Source organism: Pseudomonas sp. FW300-N2F2, from assembly GCF_017351655.1.
GTDB classification, from domain to species: domain Bacteria; phylum Pseudomonadota; class Gammaproteobacteria; order Pseudomonadales; family Pseudomonadaceae; genus Aquipseudomonas; species Aquipseudomonas fluorescens_AA.
The window spans coordinates 190180-208956 of record NZ_JACNDQ010000003.1 but is presented as its reverse complement, the minus strand read 5'-3'; the positions used below and the strand labels follow the sequence as shown (position 1 = coordinate 208956).

The following is an 18777-nucleotide window of genomic DNA, read 5'->3' as shown; positions in this document are numbered from 1 at the left end:
GCGAGCCCACTTAAGCAGAGGGCATTACCTCATGGATAGCAGAACCCTACGCAACCTCATGCGTATCGTGCAGACTGGCTCGTTGTCGGCAGCGGCCGAGCATTCGTGCCTCACGGTGCAGGCGTTGGCGGCGCAGTTGAACAAGGTCGAGGAACAGTTCGGCTTCCGGTTGTTCCGGCGCTCGAACAAGGGCCTGACGTTGACGAGCCAGGGCTCGGAACTGACCCCTTTCATGGATCAGGTGCTGATTGCCACCCGGCAATTGGAAGAAAAAGTCGCGGCACTCAAGACACCGCGACAGCGCACGCTCAGAGTGGCGCTCAATACCACCCTGCCGGCGGAGTTCAACCGACGGATGATCGATCGATTGATCGCTGTGTTCCCCCAGTATCAATTGGAATTCAGCTACGCCGAGTCGATGGAGAACCTGAGCAAGCTCAGGAACGAAGATTTTGACCTGGCGATCCTGATTGGGCAGCAACAGGGCGGTTTTACCAGCATCGCCATGCCGGATGTGCAGGTGCAGGTGGTCGGTGCCCATTGTGGTGACGAAGACGACTCCCTTGGCCTGCTCGGTGACAAGTTTCAGGTGCGTCCGGCAGAAGAATGTCCGTATTCCCACAGCTTCCTGCGCTTTCTCGACGCTGGCCTGGGTGAATACGGGTCGAGCCAGCGCATGGTGTATTCCTGCAGTGAGACGCTGACATTGTCGTTGATCACGCAGCTCGATGGCCTGGGGCTGGTGTCCCGGGAGGCGGCGCTGCGCAACGGCCTGGCGATTTTTCCGGACTTCGAGGATTTCCTCGAGGTCCGTCTGGCGGTGAACAATCCGGAGTTGTCTGGCCAGGCGCTGCACGATGTGGTGGACCTGACGCTACAGGAACGAACCGAGCGCGATATACGCCGCCGTGCCCAGCGCCACACTGAGAAACAGGTTGCGGCTGAAATACGCACATAACAGCGTCGGAATCGCGGCATAAAACTCAGGGCGGTCGAGTTGTATCTGCTGGTCCTTGATCAATAATGGGGTCAGGCTGATGGCAGCGACGATCGCCACTGGCAGGTATTCCAGGGCACGGGCGACGAAGGGCGGCCAGTGGTCGGTATTGACCTGCAACGGCAGGGCACGTGGCAGGAAGGTCACGGCCATCATCAGGACCACGACCAGGATCAGGAACGTTTGGTCAGGCATACGCCCACCCCGCAGCCAACGAACGTGGCAATGAAGACATTGAACGGCGAGCTGCCCAGCAGGCTCAGCCCGCCCATGCAGACGACGGCCGCCAGGGCCGCGATCAGTTTGTTGCGGGTGTCGCACAACGAAACCAGCACATAGAGCATCATCGCGGTCAGCGCATAGTCGAGCTGGTACTTGATGAGGTGCGCCGCGTATTGCGCACACACCGCGCCCAGCAAGCCACCGAGCACCCAGGACGTATGGCAGAACAGGTTGAAACCGACCAGGTAGCGCACGCTCACCGGCGCCCCGCTGCCGAGCTTGACGCTGTGGAAAGCGAATGACTCGTCCGTCAAACCTGCCGCGTAGCACCAGCGCTCGAAACGACTGAGGCCCAGCGCACGCAGGGCCTTGGCCATGTAGACCGACATCAGCATGTGCCGGGCATTGATCAGGAACGTGGTGAGCACGATGGTGGTCAGTGACGCACCGCTGGAAATCAACGCCAGCGCCGCGAATTGCGAAGCCCCCGCGTAGACGAACAGGCACATCGCCACCGGCAACCACAGGGGCAGCCCGGCGTTGACCGCCATCAGACCGAACACAAACGAAACCGTGAAATAACCCGCTACCACCGGACTGGCTTCAGCAAAGGTACGCGAGGCTTGTGGTTCGACCGCCAGCGGCTGGCTGGAAGTCTTGTTCATAAATCCCTCTCGAAGGTGATTTCACCCCGAGGCTCACAGAACCCCTGGGCGGCCCAGAAACGCTTGCCGGCCAGATTAGCATCGTCGACGAAAAGGAACATGCGCAGCACGCCTACCCGCTTCATGTCAGCCGAGGCGGCCTCGACCAGGCGCTGGCCCAGGCCTTTGGTGCGATGCTGCGGGCTGACCGCCAAGTGATTGATCGTGCCACGGGTGCCGAGCATGCCGCCGATCACCGCGCCCACCACTTCGCCGCTCGCATCGATGGCCAGGTACGCGGTGGTGGTGTCCTGCAACAACACACCGCGCAAGAATCGGGCATCCTGCCATTCGCAGAACGACACTTCGTCGAAACCGCGAAAGAACCGCTCCAGTCGCTCGGCGTCCCGGACCATGGCCCGGCGCAACAGGACTTGCTGCGTCGGGTCGTCCATGGGTTCGAGCCGTTCAGCGAACAATGTCGAAAGCGGTCCCGGGCCGCGAGAAGGAAATGGCCAGGATCTGCCGGTAGGCCATGTCATGGCTATGGGTGTTGCGCGCCGGGGTCACGTAATGGCGCATGTCGCGGTCCAGGAAGAACGTGGTGTCGAGGATGTCCTCGTAGGTCGTCGCCGCCAGTTGCTCTTCCTGGGCGCTGTACAAACGGCTCTCCGCCCCCGCCACATTCTGGCGACCCCAGAAGTGCACGCCGCTGAACGGATAGCCGTCGCAGTGAATCCCTTCAGGGGTGATTTCCAGTTGTTTGCCCGGCTTGATCTCGATGCGGATCTGATGGATCTGGCACTGCCAGATTTGATCGTGCAAGTCCTGGGGCAGGACGTTCTTGTACACCTCGAAGTCCGTATCGATCAGGCTGCGCATCACCGGCGAATTGATCACTTCGTTGGAGAAGTCCTGGAAGTGACGCTCCAGTCCGCCGACATAGCTGTTGTTGGCCTTGGACTGAACGTAGGCCCGGTGTTCGAGCTGCTTGAGCTCTCGGGTCGTGGGGTTGTATTCGAAGTCGCTGTAGCGGCGAAAACGCATGCCTGACTCGGCCTGGCCGTAATAACTGTCGGGCTCCATGTTTTCCCAGCTTTTGGTCAGCCGGACAAAATCGCCGAAATGACCGTAGAGGTTGAAGTCTCCACCGCGAACGTTGACGTATTTGTCACGTCTCAGCGCTTCGCCCACTTCCCTGTTCAGAACGATCATTTTTCATAGGTCTCCACTGCATTGAGCGGCCTAATCTAGTAGGTGCAGGATTTACGTCCATGAGAAAGTATTTGAGGCATTTCAAGCGACGCTTGAAACGGAGGGCGAAGTTGCATTAGTACGACTTTTTCTCGGGAAAACAGGCTGTTTCAGTAGCTTTTCTTGCGCGAAAAGCCAAAAGAACCCGAGTTTGGCGTCGCAACGCTATTCACTTCAGGCAGGTATGAATCGGTTGTGGCGAGGGAGCTCGCTCCCTCGCCACGGTTTTACAAGCTCGTGACCCGGTCAGGCATCAGAAGACGTTGATCGGGTAATCCACGAACACCCGCAGCTCATTGCCGCTGACGTTGTATTCGCTGGACTTCTGCGACACCCGCAACACGGAGCTGCGCAACCTGACGCTCAAGTCCTTGGCCGGGCCGCCCTGGACCACGTACTTGAACTGGTTGAAGATCTCGCGCTCGGTACCGCCTTCGCTGGTGGACGTGGTGATGTTATCGCCACGCACATAAGCGACGTTGTAGGTCAGGCCCGGAACGCCGAAGGTGGTGAAGTCCAGGCCGTAGCCCAACTGCCAGCTGCGCTCATCCTCGGCGTTGAAGTCGGACCAGTAGGAGTTGGCCAGGTAGATCGTGTTGCCGCCGTCACCCACACGATTCTGCCCGCGCTGATAGCCACCGTAGGCGTAGCCCAGGTTGCTGTCGCCGGTGCTGCGCTGGTGAGCGAGCGTGAAGCTGTGCGGGCCGGTGGCGAAGGTGGCGGCCAGGCTCCAGATCTTGTTGTCGTCGCCGGTGACGTTGTTTTCGCGAACGTAGCTGTTGTCCAGCTTGGTGCGATAACCGTTGAAGTCCAGGGTCAGGGACTGATCCTTGGCCAGCGGGAACACGTAGTTGGCGTTCACGTATTGCTTCTTCAATACGTCCTCGACATCCGAGGCGTAGAGCGAAGCCTTGAACTGCTCGGTGAACTGGTAGCTGCCGCCCAATACGTTGATCGACTTCAGGCCACCGCTGTCGCGGCCTTCGGCGCTCTTGCGCGATTCGGCGGTGAAACGACCGGCATTCAGTTCCAGGCCCTTGATCTCCTTGGAGGTGATCAGCGTGCCGGTGTAGCTTTCCGGCAGCAGGCGCGAGTTGTCATAGCTCAGCACCGGCAGGGCCGGCATCTGGTCACCGTAGGCCAGTACGGTGTTGGAAACGCGGAACTTGACCGCGGCACCGAACTTGGACAAGTCATCGGCCGCGTTGCCGCTGTCACCTTGCTTGAAGAAATCGATGCCTTGCGCACCGCTACGACCTTTGCCGCCGTCCAGACGCAATGCGTACAGGCCGAAGGCATCTACACCCACGCCCACCGTGCCTTGGGTGAAACCGGACGAGAACGTACCGATGGCCGCCTGGCCCCATTCGGCCTTGTCCTCGTTGCCGTCTTTGTAGTCGCGGTTGATATAAGCGTTGCGCAACAGCACTTTCAAGCTGCTGTCTTCAACGAACCCCTTTGACTCCGCCTGGTCGTTGGCCATGGCGTGTGTCGTGCTCAAGATCCCCAGTGCGATCAAACTAATGCGCTTGTTCAACATGATTATTTTCCTTGTACGGGTTGATACGCACCGCGGCGAGCAGCCGAAATGGCGCTTTCTGCGCTCTTTTTCGGACTCTTGCTCCTGAAAATAATGAAAAGGCCCGCCCACGTTTGATCGTGTCGGGCCTTTTTATTATTTAAGAGTCATGGCTGTCAGCCACGGGCGTAGGGCGAATCCTAGTCGCGCCCTCAACAGTGTGTCAATTTCGTGAATCGTCTGTGATTGGGCGAAAAACATCTAAGAATCGATCAGAACGAACAGCCATCCAAACCGCAAGTCGCTGATGGCGCAAAGGCCTGCTACGGCAGGGTTTGCTTGAGCCATGGGACGAAGGCCTCGGGCTTGCCCAGCCCCCCCTGTGGGAGCGAGCTTGCTCGCGATGGCTGTGTGTCAGTCAACAGCCGTGTTATTGATCCACCGCTATCGCGAGCAAGCTCGCTCCCACAGGGATTTTGTGTGAGTTCGAAAACCAGCGGGCACAAAAAAAGCGCTGCCATCCCGGCCAGCGCTTTTTATCAATCCGTCGAATTCTATCCTTGCATCACATCCCACAACGCTTCCAACTCAGCCTCGCTGAACAGGCCAGCGGGGTAACGCTCAACGATCACCCGGCGCGGATCAGGTTCTCTGATCTGACGCGTTCCGTTGGACTTCAACCACTGCGCCAAGGCTTGAAGCGACTCACCATTGACGGCCAAGGGATGGCATGTGCGCTCGCTTGTCATATTCATTCCAGCGCCCTCTCCTGGTTGATGAGCGGCTAATTTATCCAAGGTTTATGACAAAACAACTCAGCTCCATTCCCCGGAACTGCCGCGTATCCGATACAAGAGCTATGCCAATGTATCCACGCCCACCCATGAACAGATACAAAAAAACCCACGGCCCAATCGGGCCGCGGGCTTGCCGGGATGGATCCAAAATCGCCGACTCAGGGCCGGCGCAGGCGCTATCAGCAGGCTGTTACATCGCCACTCATTTTACGTATGGCGCGGGTTGCTGTTGGGTAAGGCAATGAATGTTCCCGCCGCCCAGTAACAGTTCGCGTCCGGGCACCATGACCACTTCGTGCTGCGGGAACAGGTTCTGCAGGATATCCCTGGCCGGTGCGTCCAGCGGGTCGTCAAAGCTGGGCGCGATGATGCCGCCGTTGACGATCAGGAAGTTCACATAGGAGCCGGCCAGTCGCACGGTTGGGTTGCGCTCCTGGGAACCTTCCACCGCATCCACGCCCGCGCATTCCTCTTCGGTGGCATACATCGGCCCCGGAATCGGCATTTTGTGCACTGTGAACGAGCGTCCCTTGGCGTCAGTGCTGTTTTGCAGCACATCCATCGCCGCATGGCAGCGGGTGTAGTTCGGGTTTTGCGGGTCGTCGGTCCAGGCAAGCAGGACTTCGCCCGGACGCACGTAGCAGCAGAAGTTATCCACATGGCCGTCGGTTTCGTCATTGAACAGACCGTCCGGCAGCCAGATGACCTTGTCCACCGCCAATTGCGCGCTGAGCACCGCCTCGATCTGCTCACGACTCATGTGCGGGTTGCGATTGCGGTTGAGCAGGCATTCCTCGGTGGTGATCACGGTGCCTTCGCCATCCACATGGATCGACCCGCCCTCGAGCACAAAACCTTCGGTGCGATAACGCGGGCTGCGCTCGATCTCGAGGACCTTGCTGGCCACTTGCGAATCCCGGTTCCAGGGCGCATACAGGCCACCGTCAAAACCGCCCCAGGCGTTGAAATCCCAATCGACACCGCGCACTTCCCCGCTGTCATTGATCACGAACGTAGGGCCGGTATCGCGGACCCAGGCATCGTCGCTGGACATTTCCACCAGGCGGATATTCGGTACATCGAGGCGCGCCCGGGCATTTTCGTACTGGGCCGCGGACACCGCCACGGTCACCGGTTCAAAACGGGCGATGGCCTTGGCGACCGCCACGTGGGCGGCCTGCGCGGGCTTGCCGCCCAGGCGCCAGTTGTCCGGACGCTCGGGCCAGATCATCCAGACCTGGGTCTGGGTCGCCCATTCGGCAGGCATGTGGAAACCATCCGCGCGCGGAGTGCTGTGCAACGTTGTCATGGGTCATCTCCTGGGCGATGGGCAGTGGCAACTTTATAAACGATAAATATCGACTAATAAAGCCACAAAAACTAAACACCATCAAAAAAAAGCGAAAAACACCGACAAAAATCGATTTAAAAAGGTGCGCCAAACCCTGTGGGAGCGAGCTCGCTCGCGATAGCGGTCGTTCAGCCACATTAATACTGGCTTGGACACCGTCATCGCGAGCAAGCTCGCTCCCACAGGAGAACAGCTTGGCGTTCCAGATCGATTACAGCCCCTCGTCCAATACCTTCGCCAGCATATCGACAAAGAAATCCACGCTCTGACGCGTGGTCACCATCGGTGGCTTGATCTTGAGGATGTTCAGATAATCGCCAGTCGGTTGCATGAAGATCCCCAACTCCCGCAGGCGATTGCACAGCGCCATGGTCTCTTCAGTAGCCGGCTCCAGGGTCTCGCGATCACGGATCAGTTCCACGCCCAGGTAGAACCCGGAACCATGCACCGCACCGACCAATGGATACTGGTCGATCAAGGCCTCCAATCGAGCCTTGAAGTGCCCGCCAACCACCCGTGCGTTTTCCCAGAGGTTGTCTTCTTCCATGACATCCAGCACCGCCATGCCGATCTGGCAACTGACCGGGCTGCCACCGGCCGAGGAGAAGAAGTACCCCTCGGCTTCCAGCGCCTCGGCGATTTCCCGGCGGGTGATGACCGCACCCAGCGGCTGGCCGTTGCCCATGCCCTTGGCCATGGTGATGATGTCCGGCACCACGCCTTGCTCTTCGAAGCCCCAGAAAAACTCGCCCATGCGTCCGTAACCGACCTGCACCTCGTCGGCGATACAGACCCCACCGCGCTCGCGCACCATCGCATAGACCTGCTTCAGGTAACCGGGCGGCAGTGCTATCCCACCGGCGTTGCCGTACACCGGTTCACAGATGAAACCGGCGAGCTGACGCTTGCTCTCGGCAATTTTCGCCAGGTTGTGCTCGACGCTGCGCACGTAGTCCGGCGCACTGTCGGGACCGCGAAACTCGCCACGATAGGTGTTCGGGGCAGTCACCGGGTGCACCCAGTCCGGGCGGCTGCTCAGGGCCTGGGGGTTATCGGCGATGGACGTCGATACCGCATCGGCGGCCACCGACCAGCCGTGATAGGCCTCCAGCACACTGAGCATGTCCCGTCCGCCGCTGTAGGCCCAGGCCAGGCGGATCGCCAGGTCATTGGCCTCGGTGCCGCTGTTGACCAGGAACACCCGGTCCATGTTCGACGGCGACAGCGCCAGCAGGCGTTCGGAAAACTCGGCGATCGCCGCGTAGTGGAAACGCGAGTTGGTATTGAGCAGCGACCATTGCCGGGCAGCCACCGCCGCCATGCGTGGATGGCCGTGGCCCAGCACGGCGACGTTGTTGAGCATGTCCAGATACGAGCGGCCCTGCATGTCGATCAGGTGGTTGCGCCAGCCACGCTCGATGCGCGGCGGATCGACGTAATAATGTTTCTGCGAACGGGCGAAGCTCGCATCGCGGCGAGCCAGCAACGCCTCGGGATCAACCTGCGGCTCGGCATCGCAGGCCAGCCCCAGCAGCACCGCCGGCGAAGGGCAAAGCGCCTGCCAGGCCAGGGCCCTGGAGGGCGTGCAGAACAGCGGCGGATTCACCTGGGCGCCCCGGCACAACTGGACCTGCAACGGCCCTGTCACTTCACCCAGCACCTGCCCCTTGACCAGCGCCGCCCCGGAATGCAGCGGCGAAGTCACGCCCCACAAGCGCACGCTCAACTGCGCACTGTCCAGTTGCAACATGCCGTCGGCGGCCTTGTGCACAACCCCGGCGAACGGTGATTCGAGCGGCGTGCCCTGGGGCACACTCAACGCCACGTGCAACGGATAAGTGTCGGGTTCCACGGCGCTGTCCGGCCGGGTGCGAGACAAACGGTACTGCCCGTAGCGGCTGGCGGCCAGGCCGTGAAGCCCGGCGGCTTCGTCCAGCAGGCGCTGGTCGATACCCGGCTGCTCCCAATTGCCGGCCTCGAAATGCGGGCTCAGCACACCCAGGTCGATCAGGGCGAACTCACGCCCCACCAGGGTCGGCAACAGCGGCGCAAAGCCCTCGCTGGCAATGGCCGGCAGGCTGTGGCCGACGGCGGTGAGAATCGCCGCTTCCATCAGTTCGAAGGGCACCGAGTGAGCCACTCGGAAAATCTCCCACTCATGGGCCAGGTTGTCGCGGCTGTATTGGTTGTCCGGGTCGATGGAAACCTGCTGTTCACCGCTGAGCACCAGCACCGCGGCGCGCGCCACGATCAGTGGCCACAGCGCCAACAGCTCCTGGTGCTGCAAGGGGTTGACTGCGTGGTAGGCCTTGATCGCCGGCAAGATGAAGAACGGATCGCCGTCGGCGTGATGCAGCAGGGCCGCGCACGTCACCGACAAGTCAGTGATGCGCCAGGTACGGACCAGGTCGCCGAAATCGATGACGCCCTGCAATTGCCACTGGCGCTGGGCATCGCGCTGCCAGACCACGTTGTCATCGGTGATGTCCATGTGGATCGCCTGCACCGGCAAGCTGGCCTTGAGCGGTTGCAAGCGCCGCTCGGCCTGTTGCGCGACCTCGGCGACCAGATGGCGCCGTTGTTCATCCTCGATGACAGGCAACAGGTACTCGACCAGGGCCGGGGCATGGCGCGCATCCCATTGCAGGGTGCGCTCCAGGCCCGGGTGGTCGAATGTCGCCAGGGCCAGGTCCATTTCCGCGCACAGGCGGCCCAGGCCCGTTACAAGCTCGGGCGTCAGGTGCTTGAGTTGCGTGAGGGACTGGCCGTCGATGTACTCCAGCAGGCGCAAGTGAATCGCTTGGCCGTCGACGTCCAATGTCAGCAGGTCCAGCCCATTGCTGGCGCAAATCACCCGCGGGACTTTCACCGCGTCGTGTCCGGCCAACTGTTTGAGGGCTGCGTGTTGGGCCTGTATTTCCGGGACAGCGTAGTCGCCGTGGCAAATTTTCAACACAAAGCGCCCGCGCTCGCTGTCAACGCGGTAGTTGAGGTCCTGGTTGCTGCCAAGGGGTCGCAGGTCGCCACTGAGTCCGTAATTCGAGCGCAACAGCACCAGCGCTTGCTCGGCGCTGATCTGTGGGCTTGGCAAACTGGCACGGTGAACCAACGTAGCGAGTGGCATACAAGGACCCCTGAAGTGGTTTTGTTTGGATGCCTATCTCGCCACTGAGCCGGAGGATAAGCAACCCCTCTGTTCAAAAATATGCACAGCACTCCTGAGGCAATGCATGGGGAGAGTGTGTCCTGGGGATATTCGCTTGCGCCGCTCCCGCCATGCCGACAAGCTATGCTCCCTATGCTTTGTCGTCCCACGGAAAAAGGCTTAACCGGATGCGCATTCTCATCACTGGCGGTGCTGGCTTCATCGGCTCGGCGCTCATACGGCACTTGATTCTCGATACCGAGCACCAGGTCCTGAACCTCGACAAGCTGACGTACGCTGGCAATCTCGAATCGCTGAGCAGCATCGATCACGACAGCCGCTACAAATTCGTCCAGGCCGACATTGTCGATCAAGCGACCGTCAGTGCGGTGCTCGCGCGATTCAAGCCGGAAGCCATCATGCACCTGGCGGCCGAGTCCCATGTAGACCGCTCCATCGATGGCCCGGCAGACTTCATCCAGACCAACATCGTGGGCACCTACAGCCTGCTGGAAGCCACCCGCGCTTATTGGCAGGCCCTGGCCGAGCCGCAGAAACGCGCGTTTCGCTTCCACCACATCTCCACCGACGAAGTGTATGGCGACTTGCACGGCGTGGATGACCTGTTCACCGAAACCACCGCCTATGCCCCAAGCTCACCGTATTCGGCGAGCAAGGCGGCGTCCGACCACCTGGTCCGCGCCTGGCAACGCACCTACGGCTTGCCCGTGCTGTTGACCAACTGCTCGAACAACTACGGGCCGTTTCACTTCCCCGAGAAGTTGATTCCCCTGGTGATTCTCAATGCGTTGGCCGGTAAACCGCTGCCGGTCTACGGCAACGGCCAGCAAGTGCGCGACTGGCTATTCGTCGAAGACCATGCCCGGGCGCTGCTCAAGGTCGTCACCCAGGGCGCGGTCGGCGAGACGTACAACATTGGCGGGCACAACGAGCAGAAAAACATCGACGTGGTGCGCAGCATCTGCGCGCTGCTCGAAGAGCTGGCGCCACGCAAACCCGAAGGCGTCGAGCACTATGCCGACCTGATCAGCTTCGTCCAGGATCGCCCCGGCCACGACCTGCGCTATGCCATCGACGCCAGCAAGATCGAACGGGAACTGGGCTGGACACCTCGGGAAACCTTCGAGACCGGACTGCGCAAGACGGTGCAGTGGTACCTCGAGAACCTGGTGTGGTGCCAACGTGTCCAGGACGGCAGTTATCAAGGCGAGCGCCTGGGTTCGCTCGACAACAAGGATGCAATTGCATGATGAAAGGCATTGTCCTGGCCGGCGGTTCCGGCACCCGCCTGCACCCGATTACCCTCGGGGTTTCCAAGCAGCTCTTGCCGATTTATGACAAACCGATGATTTATTACCCGATCTCGGTGCTGATGCTCGCGGGCATCAAGGACATCCTGATCATTTCCACCCCCCAGGATCTGCCGCAATACCGCAACCTGTTGGGCGACGGCCAACAGTTTGGCGTGCAATTGAGCTATGCCGAGCAGCCATCGCCCGATGGCTTGGCCCAGGCGTTCCTGATCGGCGAACAGTTCATTGGCAACGACTCGGTGTGCCTGATCCTGGGCGACAACATTTTCCACGGTCAGTATTTCGGCGAGCAATTGCAGACGGCTATCAACCGGCCAAGTGGCGCGACGGTGTTCGGCTACTGGGTCAAGGACCCCGAGCGATTTGGCGTGATCGACTTCGACTCGGAAGGGCGGGCGATGTCCATCGAAGAAAAACCCACTGCGCCTAAATCCAGCTACGCGGTGACCGGCCTGTACTTCTACGACAACGACGTGATCGAGATCGCCAAGGCCATCAAGCCATCCAAACGCGGCGAACTGGAAATCACCGACGTCAACAACGCCTACCTGCAACGCGGCGACCTGCACGTCGAGCGCTTCGGCCGCGGTTTCGCCTGGCTGGACACCGGCACCCACGACAGCCTGCTGGAAGCCTCGCAGTACGTGCAGACCATCGAACATCGCCAAGGCCTGAAAGTGGCGTGCCTGGAAGAAATTGCCTACCAGCAAGGTTGGGTCAGCCGCGAGCACATCCTTGAGCGCGCCCAGTATTTTGGCAAGACCGGCTACGGCCAGTACCTGTTCAAGATCGCCGGAGAAACACGTTGAACGTCATCGCCACCCGTCTGCCGGACATCCTGATCATCGAACCGAAAGTCTTCGGTGACGATCGGGGGTTTTTCTACGAAAGCTTCAATGCCCGGGCGTTTGCCGAGGCGACCGGCTGCACCCTGCCGTTCGTCCAGGACAACCACTCACGCTCCACCCGGGGCGTGTTGCGGGGCCTGCACTATCAAATCGAACAGACCCAGGGGAAACTCGTACGTGTCACTGCCGGGGAGGTGCTGGATATCGCGGTGGACATTCGTCGCAGCTCGCCGACCTTCGGCCAATGGGCAAGCGTTCGCCTGTCGGCGCAGAACCATCGGCAGCTGTGGGTGCCACCAGGGTTTGCCCACGGCTTCGTCGTGCTGAGCGAATCGGCAGACTTCCTCTACAAGACCACCGATTACTACTCACCCTCGGCCGAACGCTGCATTCGCTGGGACGATCCGCAACTGGCCATCGATTGGGCGCTGGAAGGCGCGCCGATCCTCTCGGCCAAGGACCAGAACGGCAAGGCCTTGCACGAGGCAGACCTGTTCCCATGAATCCCCCCCTGCGCATCCTGATCGTCGGCCGCAATGGCCAGGTTTCCCGGGCGCTCCAGTCGCGCCTGAGCGGCATGGGCGAGTTGCTCGTACGCGGCAGCGACCAACTCGATCTGGCGCAACCGGACTCCCTGCGCGCACCCATCGAGGCCCTGAGCCCCGGCCTGATCATCAATGCCGCCGCTCACACGGCCGTCGACCAGGCCGAGAGCGAACCGGAACGGGCGTTTGCCATCAATGCCACGGCACCGGGTATCCTGGCCCAGGCAGCGCTCGACCTGGGCGTCCCGTTGATTCACTACTCCACCGACTACGTCTTCGATGGCCTCAAGCCCGCCCCCTACACCGAGGATGACACGCCCAACCCGCTGAGTGTCTACGGGCGCAGCAAACTGGCCGGCGAACATGCCATCGGCCAGGCAGGCGGCCAGCACCTGATCCTGCGCACCAGTTGGGTGTTCTCCACCGAGGGACGCAATTTCCTGCTGACCATGCAACGCCTGTTGCAGGAAAAACCGCAGCTGCGGGTGGTGGCCGATCAGATTGGCGCACCGACCTGGGCGGGCACCATTGCCGACAGCACCGCCCAACTGATCGAGCGCTGGCAGGCCGGTCAACCCGGAGCCTGGGGCACCTATCACCTGACGGCCCGGGGCGAGACGTCCTGGTTCGGTTTCGCCCAGGCCATCGGCGAAAACCTGCTCGAACGGAACAAGTCGTGTGCACTGCTAGAGCCCATTGCGTCCAGCGCTTACCCGACGCCGGCCCCTCGACCGCTGAACTCGCGCCTGGACTGCAGCCGCCTGCTCAAGGAGTGGTCGGTGAGCCAACCCGACTGGCGAGACGCGTTGCAGCAGTGTCTTGCCGGACAAGCCTGGTAAGGCCTTACAAATAGTATTTGCGGGGCAACTAGGCATAATACGCCTGTCACCACAGGCGCCCGATGTCCATGAACTCCACCCTTCCCCGCAGACCCCGTTGGCGCAGCCTGGCCTTGCTTGCGCTGTGCCTGGCACCGTTGCTGTGGCCGCTCGAGCACCTGGCCGAACGTTATTACCGCAGCGAACTGGCCGGACAGAACCGCCAGACCCTCGACCTCTACGTCGCCAACCTGTTGGGCACGCTGCACCGCTATGAGGTGCTGCCGCAGATTCTCGGCGACCTGCCGGCCTTGCGCGCCGTCTTGTCGACCCCGGACGACGGCGTGACCCAAGGCAACGCCAACCGGCTGCTGAAAAACATCAGCGCCCAGACCGGTGCGGAAGTCATGTACCTGATGGACCCCACCGGCAAGACCCTGGCGGCGTCGAACTGGGACAAGCACGACAGTTTCGTCGGGCGCAACTTCGCCTTCCGTCCGTACTTCATCGAAGCCATGGCCGGGCGCCTGGGGCGCTTCTTCGGCTTGGGCACCACATCGGCCAAGCGCGGTTATTTCTTCGCCGCCGCCGTGCACGACCGCGAAAAAGTCATCGGCGTGCTAGTGGTCAAGGTCGACCTCGACCACACCGAAAGCCTGTGGGGCAAGACCCCGGAACAGTTGCTGGTGACTGACCACAATGGCGTGGTCATCCTCACGTCGCGCCAGGAATGGCGATTTCGCGCGACCCGGCCGTTGGGTGACGACGAGCGCAAGGCCATCAGCGCGGTACAGCCTTATCCGACCCGCGACCCCAAGCCGCTGAACCTGGATGCCAACGCCTGGCTGACCCAGACCCAGGCCATCGAAGAAACCGGCTGGAGCGTGAGCATTCTCGCCCCGCGCACGCTGATCGACCGTCCGGTGCGCACCGTGGTCGCCATCGGCGGCGCGGCATTGCTGGTCTTGATGCTGTTGCTCGGCTTGATGATGCAACGCCGGCGCCATTATCTGGATCGGATCGCCTTCGAAGCCAAGGCCCGCCACCAGCTGGAAGGGCGGGTGGCCGAACGGACCAGCGACCTGGAAGGGCTGAACCGACGTTTGAAGCAGGAAGTGCTGGAGCGCGAGCAAGCCCAGCAGGAGTTGGTCCGTGCCCAGGATGACCTGGTGCAAGCCGGCAAGCTGTCGGCCCTGGGCACCATGTCGGCGAGCATCAGCCACGAACTCAACCAGCCGCTGGCGGCGATTCGCAGCTACGCGGAAAACGCCGAGATATTGCTCGACCACCAACGCACCGAGGATGCCCGCGGCAACCTCAAGCTGATCAGCGAACTGACCGGGCGCATGGCATCGATCATTGCCCACCTGCGCGCCTTTGCCCGCCGCGATCGCCATGCCCCGGAAAGCGTCGCCCTGCAACCGGCGCTGGACGACGCCCTGGCGCTGCTCGCCAAACGCCGGCGCAGCATGGAAGTGGAACTGATCCGCGACTTGCCGGCCGCCACGCTGTGGGTCGAGGCCGGCGAAACCCGCCTGCGCCAGGTACTCGGCAACCTGCTGGCCAACGCCCTCGATGCGCTCACCGAGAAAGGCCCGCCGCGCAAACTCTGGCTCAGTGCCCAGGCCACCGACACCGGCGTCAGCCTGTACATCCGCGATAACGGCCCGGGTTTTTGCATGGAAGCCCTGGGCCGCGCCGGTGAGCCCTTCTACACCACCAAGACGCGCACCCAGGGCCTTGGCCTGGGGCTGGCGATCTGCGACACCCTGATGCGCGCCTTCGGCGGCGAACTGTCGTTCGCCAACCACAAGGAAGGCGGCGCCCTGATCACCCTGAAGCTGCGCGCCGGCGCGCCCGGGGTGAGCCTGCAACCGTCCGAGGACCGAAGTGTATGACCATCGATAACCGGATTGAGGTGGTGCTGATCGATGACGATCCCCATCTGCGTCAGGCCTTGAGCCAGACCCTCGACCTGGCCGGCCTGAAGATCCTGCCCCTGGCCGAAGCCAAGGGCGTGGCCGGGCAACTGCCCCGTGACTGGCCGGGGGTGGTGGTCAGTGATATTCGCATGCCGGGCATGGACGGCCTCGAACTGCTGGGCGAACTCCACGCCCAGGACCCGGAACTGCCGGTGCTGCTGATCACCGGCCATGGCGACGTGCCGCTGGCGGTGCAGGCGATGCGCGCCGGGGCCTACGACTTCCTGGAAAAACCTTTTGCCAGCGATCATCTGCTCGACAGCGTACGCCGGGCCCTGGCCTTGCGCCGCCTGGTGCTGGACAACCGCAGCCTGCGCCTGGCCCTGAGCGATCGCCACGAACTCAGCGCCCGCCTGGTCGGCCAATCGGCTCCGATGCTGCGCCTGCGCGAGCAGATCGGGGCACTGGCCGCCACCCGCGCCGACGTGTTGATCCTCGGTGAAACCGGCGCCGGCAAGGAAGTGGTCGCCCGTGCCTTGCACGACCTCTCAAGCCGACGCAATGGCCCCTTCGTGGCGATCAACGCCGGAGCCCTGGCCGAGTCGGTGGTGGAAAGCGAGCTGTTCGGCCACGAGCCCGGTGCTTTTACCGGCGCGCAGAAACGCCGTATCGGCAAGTTCGAGTTCGCCAACGGTGGCACGCTGTTTCTGGATGAAATCGAAAGCATGAGCCTGGATGTCCAGGTCAAGCTGCTGCGCCTGCTGCAAGAGCGCATGGTGGAACGACTGGGGGGCAACCAACAGATCCCGCTGGATATCCGCGTCATCGCCGCGACCAAGGAAGACCTGCGCCAGGCCGCCGACCAGGGACGTTTCCGCGCCGACCTGTATTACCGCCTGAACGTCGCGCCGCTGCGCATACCGCCGTTGCGCGAACGGGGCGAGGATGCGCTCATGCTGTTCCAGCATTTCGCCAACGAAGCCAGTGCTCGCCATGGCCTGCCACCCCACGGATTGCAACCGGCGCAACGGGCGTTGCTGCTGCGCCACAGCTGGCCGGGCAATGTCCGGGAACTGCAGAACGCCGCCGAACGCTTTGCCCTGGGACTGGAACTGGCCCTGGACAACAGCGCGCCAGACGGCAACCCCGGCGCACCGGTGGAACTGGTCAGTGGCGGCTTGAGCGAGCAGGTGGAAAATTTCGAGAAAACCCTGATCGCCGCCGAACTGGCGCGCCCCCACAGCTCGGTGCGCAGCCTGGCCGAAGCCCTGGGCATCCCCCGCAAGACCCTGCACGACAAGTTGCGCAAGCATGGCCTGACCTTCGGCGACAGCAGCCAGGGTTCGGCCGATGAGTCCGATTGAATTATCGTCATTTCCCCGTCAAGCAAGAGGCCCCGCAATGAACCGCGACAGCCGTTACCTGGAATCGATCCTGCACCACGACATCCCCTTGACCCGGGACATGGGCCTCAAGGTGCTCGATTGGCAGGCCCGGCAACTGCGCCTGTCCTTGCCCCTGGCGGCCAACGTCAACCACAAGAGCACCATGTTCGGTGGCAGCCTGTATTGCGGCGCCGTACTGGGTGGCTGGGGCTGGCTGCATCTGGCCCTGCGCGAGGAAGGCATCGAAGACGGGCATATCGTGATTCAGGAAGGGCAGATCAGCTATCCGCTGCCAGTGACCCGCGATGCGACTGTCGTCTGCGATGCGCCCGAGGAAAAGCTGTGGAAGCGCTTCCTGGCCACGTATCGGCGCTATGGCCGGGCGCGGCTGACTTTGCAGACGCAAGTGTTGAACAGCGGGAGCGAGGACGTGGCAGTGCAGTTTGAGGGGCAGTACGTGTTACACCGCTAAAGCAACGCAGCCCCCTGTGGCGAGGGAGCTTGCTCCCGCTGGGCTGCGAAGCGGCCCCAAGATTTTGCGGTTGCTGCGCAACCGAGCGGGAGCAAGCTCCCTCGCCACAGGAAAGCAGGTACGGTTCAGGAACGGGCCAACTCCAGTAACTTGCCCCGCCACGGCGCTTTGGCCGGCAACGCCAGGAATGACGTATTCAACAGCGACTCCCGCGGTGGATAGCAGAACGGTTCGCCGCTCAAGTCCAACACCTCGCCCCCCGCACCTTCCAGCACCCCCTGGGCGGCGGCGGTGTCCCACTGGGAGGTCGGCGCCAGCCGGGGATAACAATCCGCCGCGCCTTCGGCCACCAGGCAGAACTTCAACGAACTGCCAATACTGGTCAGTTGCAGCTCGCCCAGGCTCCCGCTCAAGCCCTCCAGCAGGCGTTCCTGCTCCGGGCTGGTGTGCCGGCGACTGGCGACCACGGTGAACGCTTCGCTCGGCGCCAATACATCACGAACCGCGATAGGCAAAGGCACACCGCCCTTGTCGCCACGCCAGGCACCCAACCCTGCGCCGCCGACGTAAAAGCGTCCATTGGTCGGCATCGACACCACACCGAACACCACGCGACCCTGCTCCACCAAGGCGATATTGACGGTGAACTCCTCGCTGCCGGAGATGAACTCCTTGGTGCCATCCAACGGGTCCACCAGCCACCAGCGCTGCCAGCCGGCGCGCACGCTTTGGGCAATATCGGCGTCCTCTTCGGAGAGGATCGGAATATCCGGGGCCAGCGCCGTCAACCCGGCCACGATCACATCATGAGCCGCCATGTCCGCGGCAGTCACCGGCGACTCGTCGGCCTTGTGGTTAACCTGCACGTTGGCGCGCCAGAACGGCAGGATCGCGTCACCGGCCTGGAGCGCCAACTCGACTACCGGAGCCATCAACGAATGAGGGAAAGTCATGACAGGAACGCTCCACGCTGGGCCAGCAGGTCACGGGCCAGGTACAGCGCCGCCAAGGCCCGGCCCTCGGTGAATTGCGGGTTCTGCGCCAGGGCCGAGAGCTCACGCAGGTTGACCTTGTCCACCCCCATCGGCTCGGGCTCGTCGCCCTCCAGGCGTTCTTCGTACAGATCGGTGGCCAGCACCACCTGGATCTTCTGACTCATGTAGCCAGGGGACAGCGACAACTCGGTCAGGTGTTCCAACTGTCGTGCACCGAAGCCGGCTTCTTCCTTGAGCTCCCGCTCAGCCGCCGCCAGCACGTCTTCCCCTGGCTCGATCAAGCCCTTGGGCAGGGACAGTTCGTAGGCATCGGTGCCACCGCAATACTCTTCCACCAGCACCGCGTGGTCGGCGTCGAGCATCGCCACGATCATCACCGCGCCGTAGCCCGCACCGTTACTCGCCAGACGTTCATAGGTACGCTCCACACCGTTGGAAAACCGCAATTTCAGTTCTTCCACACAGAACAGGCGGCTGGTAGCGACGATCCGGCGATCGAGTATGGTGGGTTTCTGGCGCATAAACGGCT

18 protein-coding genes are annotated in these 18777 nt (G+C 62.1%); 8 read left to right on the top strand and 10 right to left on the bottom strand.

Features of this window, described 5'->3' with window-relative positions:
- The first annotated feature begins 31 nt into the window (after positions 1 to 31).
- The gene (locus J4E63_RS21790) at positions 32 to 958 is read left to right on the top strand and encodes a LysR family transcriptional regulator (RefSeq protein ID WP_207283340.1); all 927 of its coding nucleotides are present in this window, start codon (positions 32 to 34) and stop codon (positions 956 to 958) included.
- Here J4E63_RS21790 and J4E63_RS21785 read toward each other — a convergent pair.
- From J4E63_RS21785 to J4E63_RS21750, 8 genes are all read right to left on the bottom strand, one after another.
- Complete coding sequence (locus J4E63_RS21785) at positions 875 to 1192, bottom strand: AzlD domain-containing protein (RefSeq protein WP_060739643.1); 318 nt, start codon at positions 1190 to 1192, stop codon at positions 875 to 877. The genes J4E63_RS21790 and J4E63_RS21785 overlap by 84 nt on opposite strands.
- Positions 1171 to 1884 carry an AzlC family ABC transporter permease gene (locus J4E63_RS21780; RefSeq protein WP_053117411.1) on the bottom strand — a complete coding sequence of 238 codons (714 nt, stop codon included), beginning with the start codon at positions 1882 to 1884 and terminating at the stop codon, positions 1171 to 1173. The genes J4E63_RS21785 and J4E63_RS21780 overlap by 22 nt, the downstream gene beginning before the upstream one ends.
- Positions 1881 to 2318, bottom strand: coding sequence for a GNAT family N-acetyltransferase (locus J4E63_RS21775; protein WP_207283339.1), 438 nt, complete (start codon positions 2316 to 2318; stop codon positions 1881 to 1883). The genes J4E63_RS21780 and J4E63_RS21775 overlap by 4 nt, the downstream gene beginning before the upstream one ends.
- A 13-nt stretch (positions 2319 to 2331) precedes the next feature.
- The gene (locus J4E63_RS21770; RefSeq protein ID WP_207283338.1) at positions 2332 to 3078 is read right to left on the bottom strand and encodes a 2OG-Fe dioxygenase family protein; all 747 of its coding nucleotides are present in this window, start codon (positions 3076 to 3078) and stop codon (positions 2332 to 2334) included.
- 292 nt (positions 3079 to 3370) lie between these two features.
- Positions 3371 to 4657: an OprD family porin gene (locus tag J4E63_RS21765; protein ID WP_109751952.1), complete on the bottom strand. Its 1287-nt coding sequence runs from the start codon at positions 4655 to 4657 to the stop codon at positions 3371 to 3373.
- A gap of 533 nt (positions 4658 to 5190) precedes the next feature.
- Complete coding sequence (locus J4E63_RS21760; RefSeq protein WP_092169148.1) at positions 5191 to 5391, bottom strand: hypothetical protein; 201 nt, start codon at positions 5389 to 5391, stop codon at positions 5191 to 5193.
- 244 nt (positions 5392 to 5635) lie between these two features.
- A complete protein-coding gene (gene aguA, locus J4E63_RS21755) occupies positions 5636 to 6742 on the bottom strand; it encodes an agmatine deiminase (protein ID WP_207283337.1) in 1107 nt (368 codons plus the stop codon).
- 253 nt (positions 6743 to 6995) lie between these two features.
- Positions 6996 to 9908: an aminotransferase gene (locus J4E63_RS21750; RefSeq protein ID WP_207283336.1), complete on the bottom strand. Its 2913-nt coding sequence runs from the start codon at positions 9906 to 9908 to the stop codon at positions 6996 to 6998.
- 209 nt (positions 9909 to 10117) lie between these two features.
- On the opposite strand from J4E63_RS21750, the gene rfbB reads away from it, so the two are divergent.
- The 7 genes from rfbB to J4E63_RS21715 all read left to right on the top strand — a co-directional run bounded on the left by rfbB (position 10118) and on the right by J4E63_RS21715 (position 17253).
- The gene (rfbB, locus tag J4E63_RS21745; RefSeq protein ID WP_207283335.1) at positions 10118 to 11200 is read left to right on the top strand and encodes a dTDP-glucose 4,6-dehydratase; all 1083 of its coding nucleotides are present in this window, start codon (positions 10118 to 10120) and stop codon (positions 11198 to 11200) included.
- Positions 11197 to 12072 carry a glucose-1-phosphate thymidylyltransferase RfbA gene (gene rfbA / locus J4E63_RS21740; protein ID WP_207283334.1) on the top strand — a complete coding sequence of 292 codons (876 nt, stop codon included), beginning with the start codon at positions 11197 to 11199 and terminating at the stop codon, positions 12070 to 12072. Before rfbB ends, rfbA begins: the two co-directional genes overlap by 4 nt.
- The gene (rfbC, locus tag J4E63_RS21735) at positions 12069 to 12614 is read left to right on the top strand and encodes a dTDP-4-dehydrorhamnose 3,5-epimerase (RefSeq protein ID WP_207283333.1); all 546 of its coding nucleotides are present in this window, start codon (positions 12069 to 12071) and stop codon (positions 12612 to 12614) included. The genes rfbA and rfbC overlap by 4 nt, the downstream gene beginning before the upstream one ends.
- On the top strand, positions 12611 to 13495 hold the full coding sequence (gene rfbD, locus J4E63_RS21730; RefSeq protein WP_207283332.1) for a dTDP-4-dehydrorhamnose reductase: 885 nt from the start codon (positions 12611 to 12613) through the stop codon (positions 13493 to 13495). Before rfbC ends, rfbD begins: the two co-directional genes overlap by 4 nt.
- A 68-nt stretch (positions 13496 to 13563) precedes the next feature.
- Positions 13564 to 15372 carry an ATP-binding protein gene (locus J4E63_RS21725; protein ID WP_207283331.1) on the top strand — a complete coding sequence of 603 codons (1809 nt, stop codon included), beginning with the start codon at positions 13564 to 13566 and terminating at the stop codon, positions 15370 to 15372.
- Entirely contained in the window at positions 15369 to 16760 is a 1392-nt protein-coding gene (locus J4E63_RS21720; RefSeq protein ID WP_207283330.1) for a sigma-54 dependent transcriptional regulator, read from the top strand. The genes J4E63_RS21725 and J4E63_RS21720 overlap by 4 nt, the downstream gene beginning before the upstream one ends.
- 37 nt (positions 16761 to 16797) lie before the next feature.
- The gene (locus tag J4E63_RS21715) at positions 16798 to 17253 is read left to right on the top strand and encodes a YiiD C-terminal domain-containing protein (RefSeq protein ID WP_207283329.1); all 456 of its coding nucleotides are present in this window, start codon (positions 16798 to 16800) and stop codon (positions 17251 to 17253) included.
- A gap of 125 nt (positions 17254 to 17378) precedes the next feature.
- Here the strand turns inward: J4E63_RS21715 and cysQ are convergent, their stop codons facing one another.
- Together cysQ and nudE are read right to left on the bottom strand one after the other, a co-directional pair.
- Positions 17379 to 18206 carry a 3'(2'),5'-bisphosphate nucleotidase CysQ gene (gene cysQ, locus J4E63_RS21710; RefSeq protein ID WP_207283328.1) on the bottom strand — a complete coding sequence of 276 codons (828 nt, stop codon included), beginning with the start codon at positions 18204 to 18206 and terminating at the stop codon, positions 17379 to 17381.
- Positions 18203 to 18769, bottom strand: coding sequence for an ADP compounds hydrolase NudE (nudE, locus tag J4E63_RS21705; protein WP_060739656.1), 567 nt, complete (start codon positions 18767 to 18769; stop codon positions 18203 to 18205). Before nudE ends, cysQ begins: the two co-directional genes overlap by 4 nt.
- Positions 18770 to 18777 lie beyond the last annotated feature (8 nt).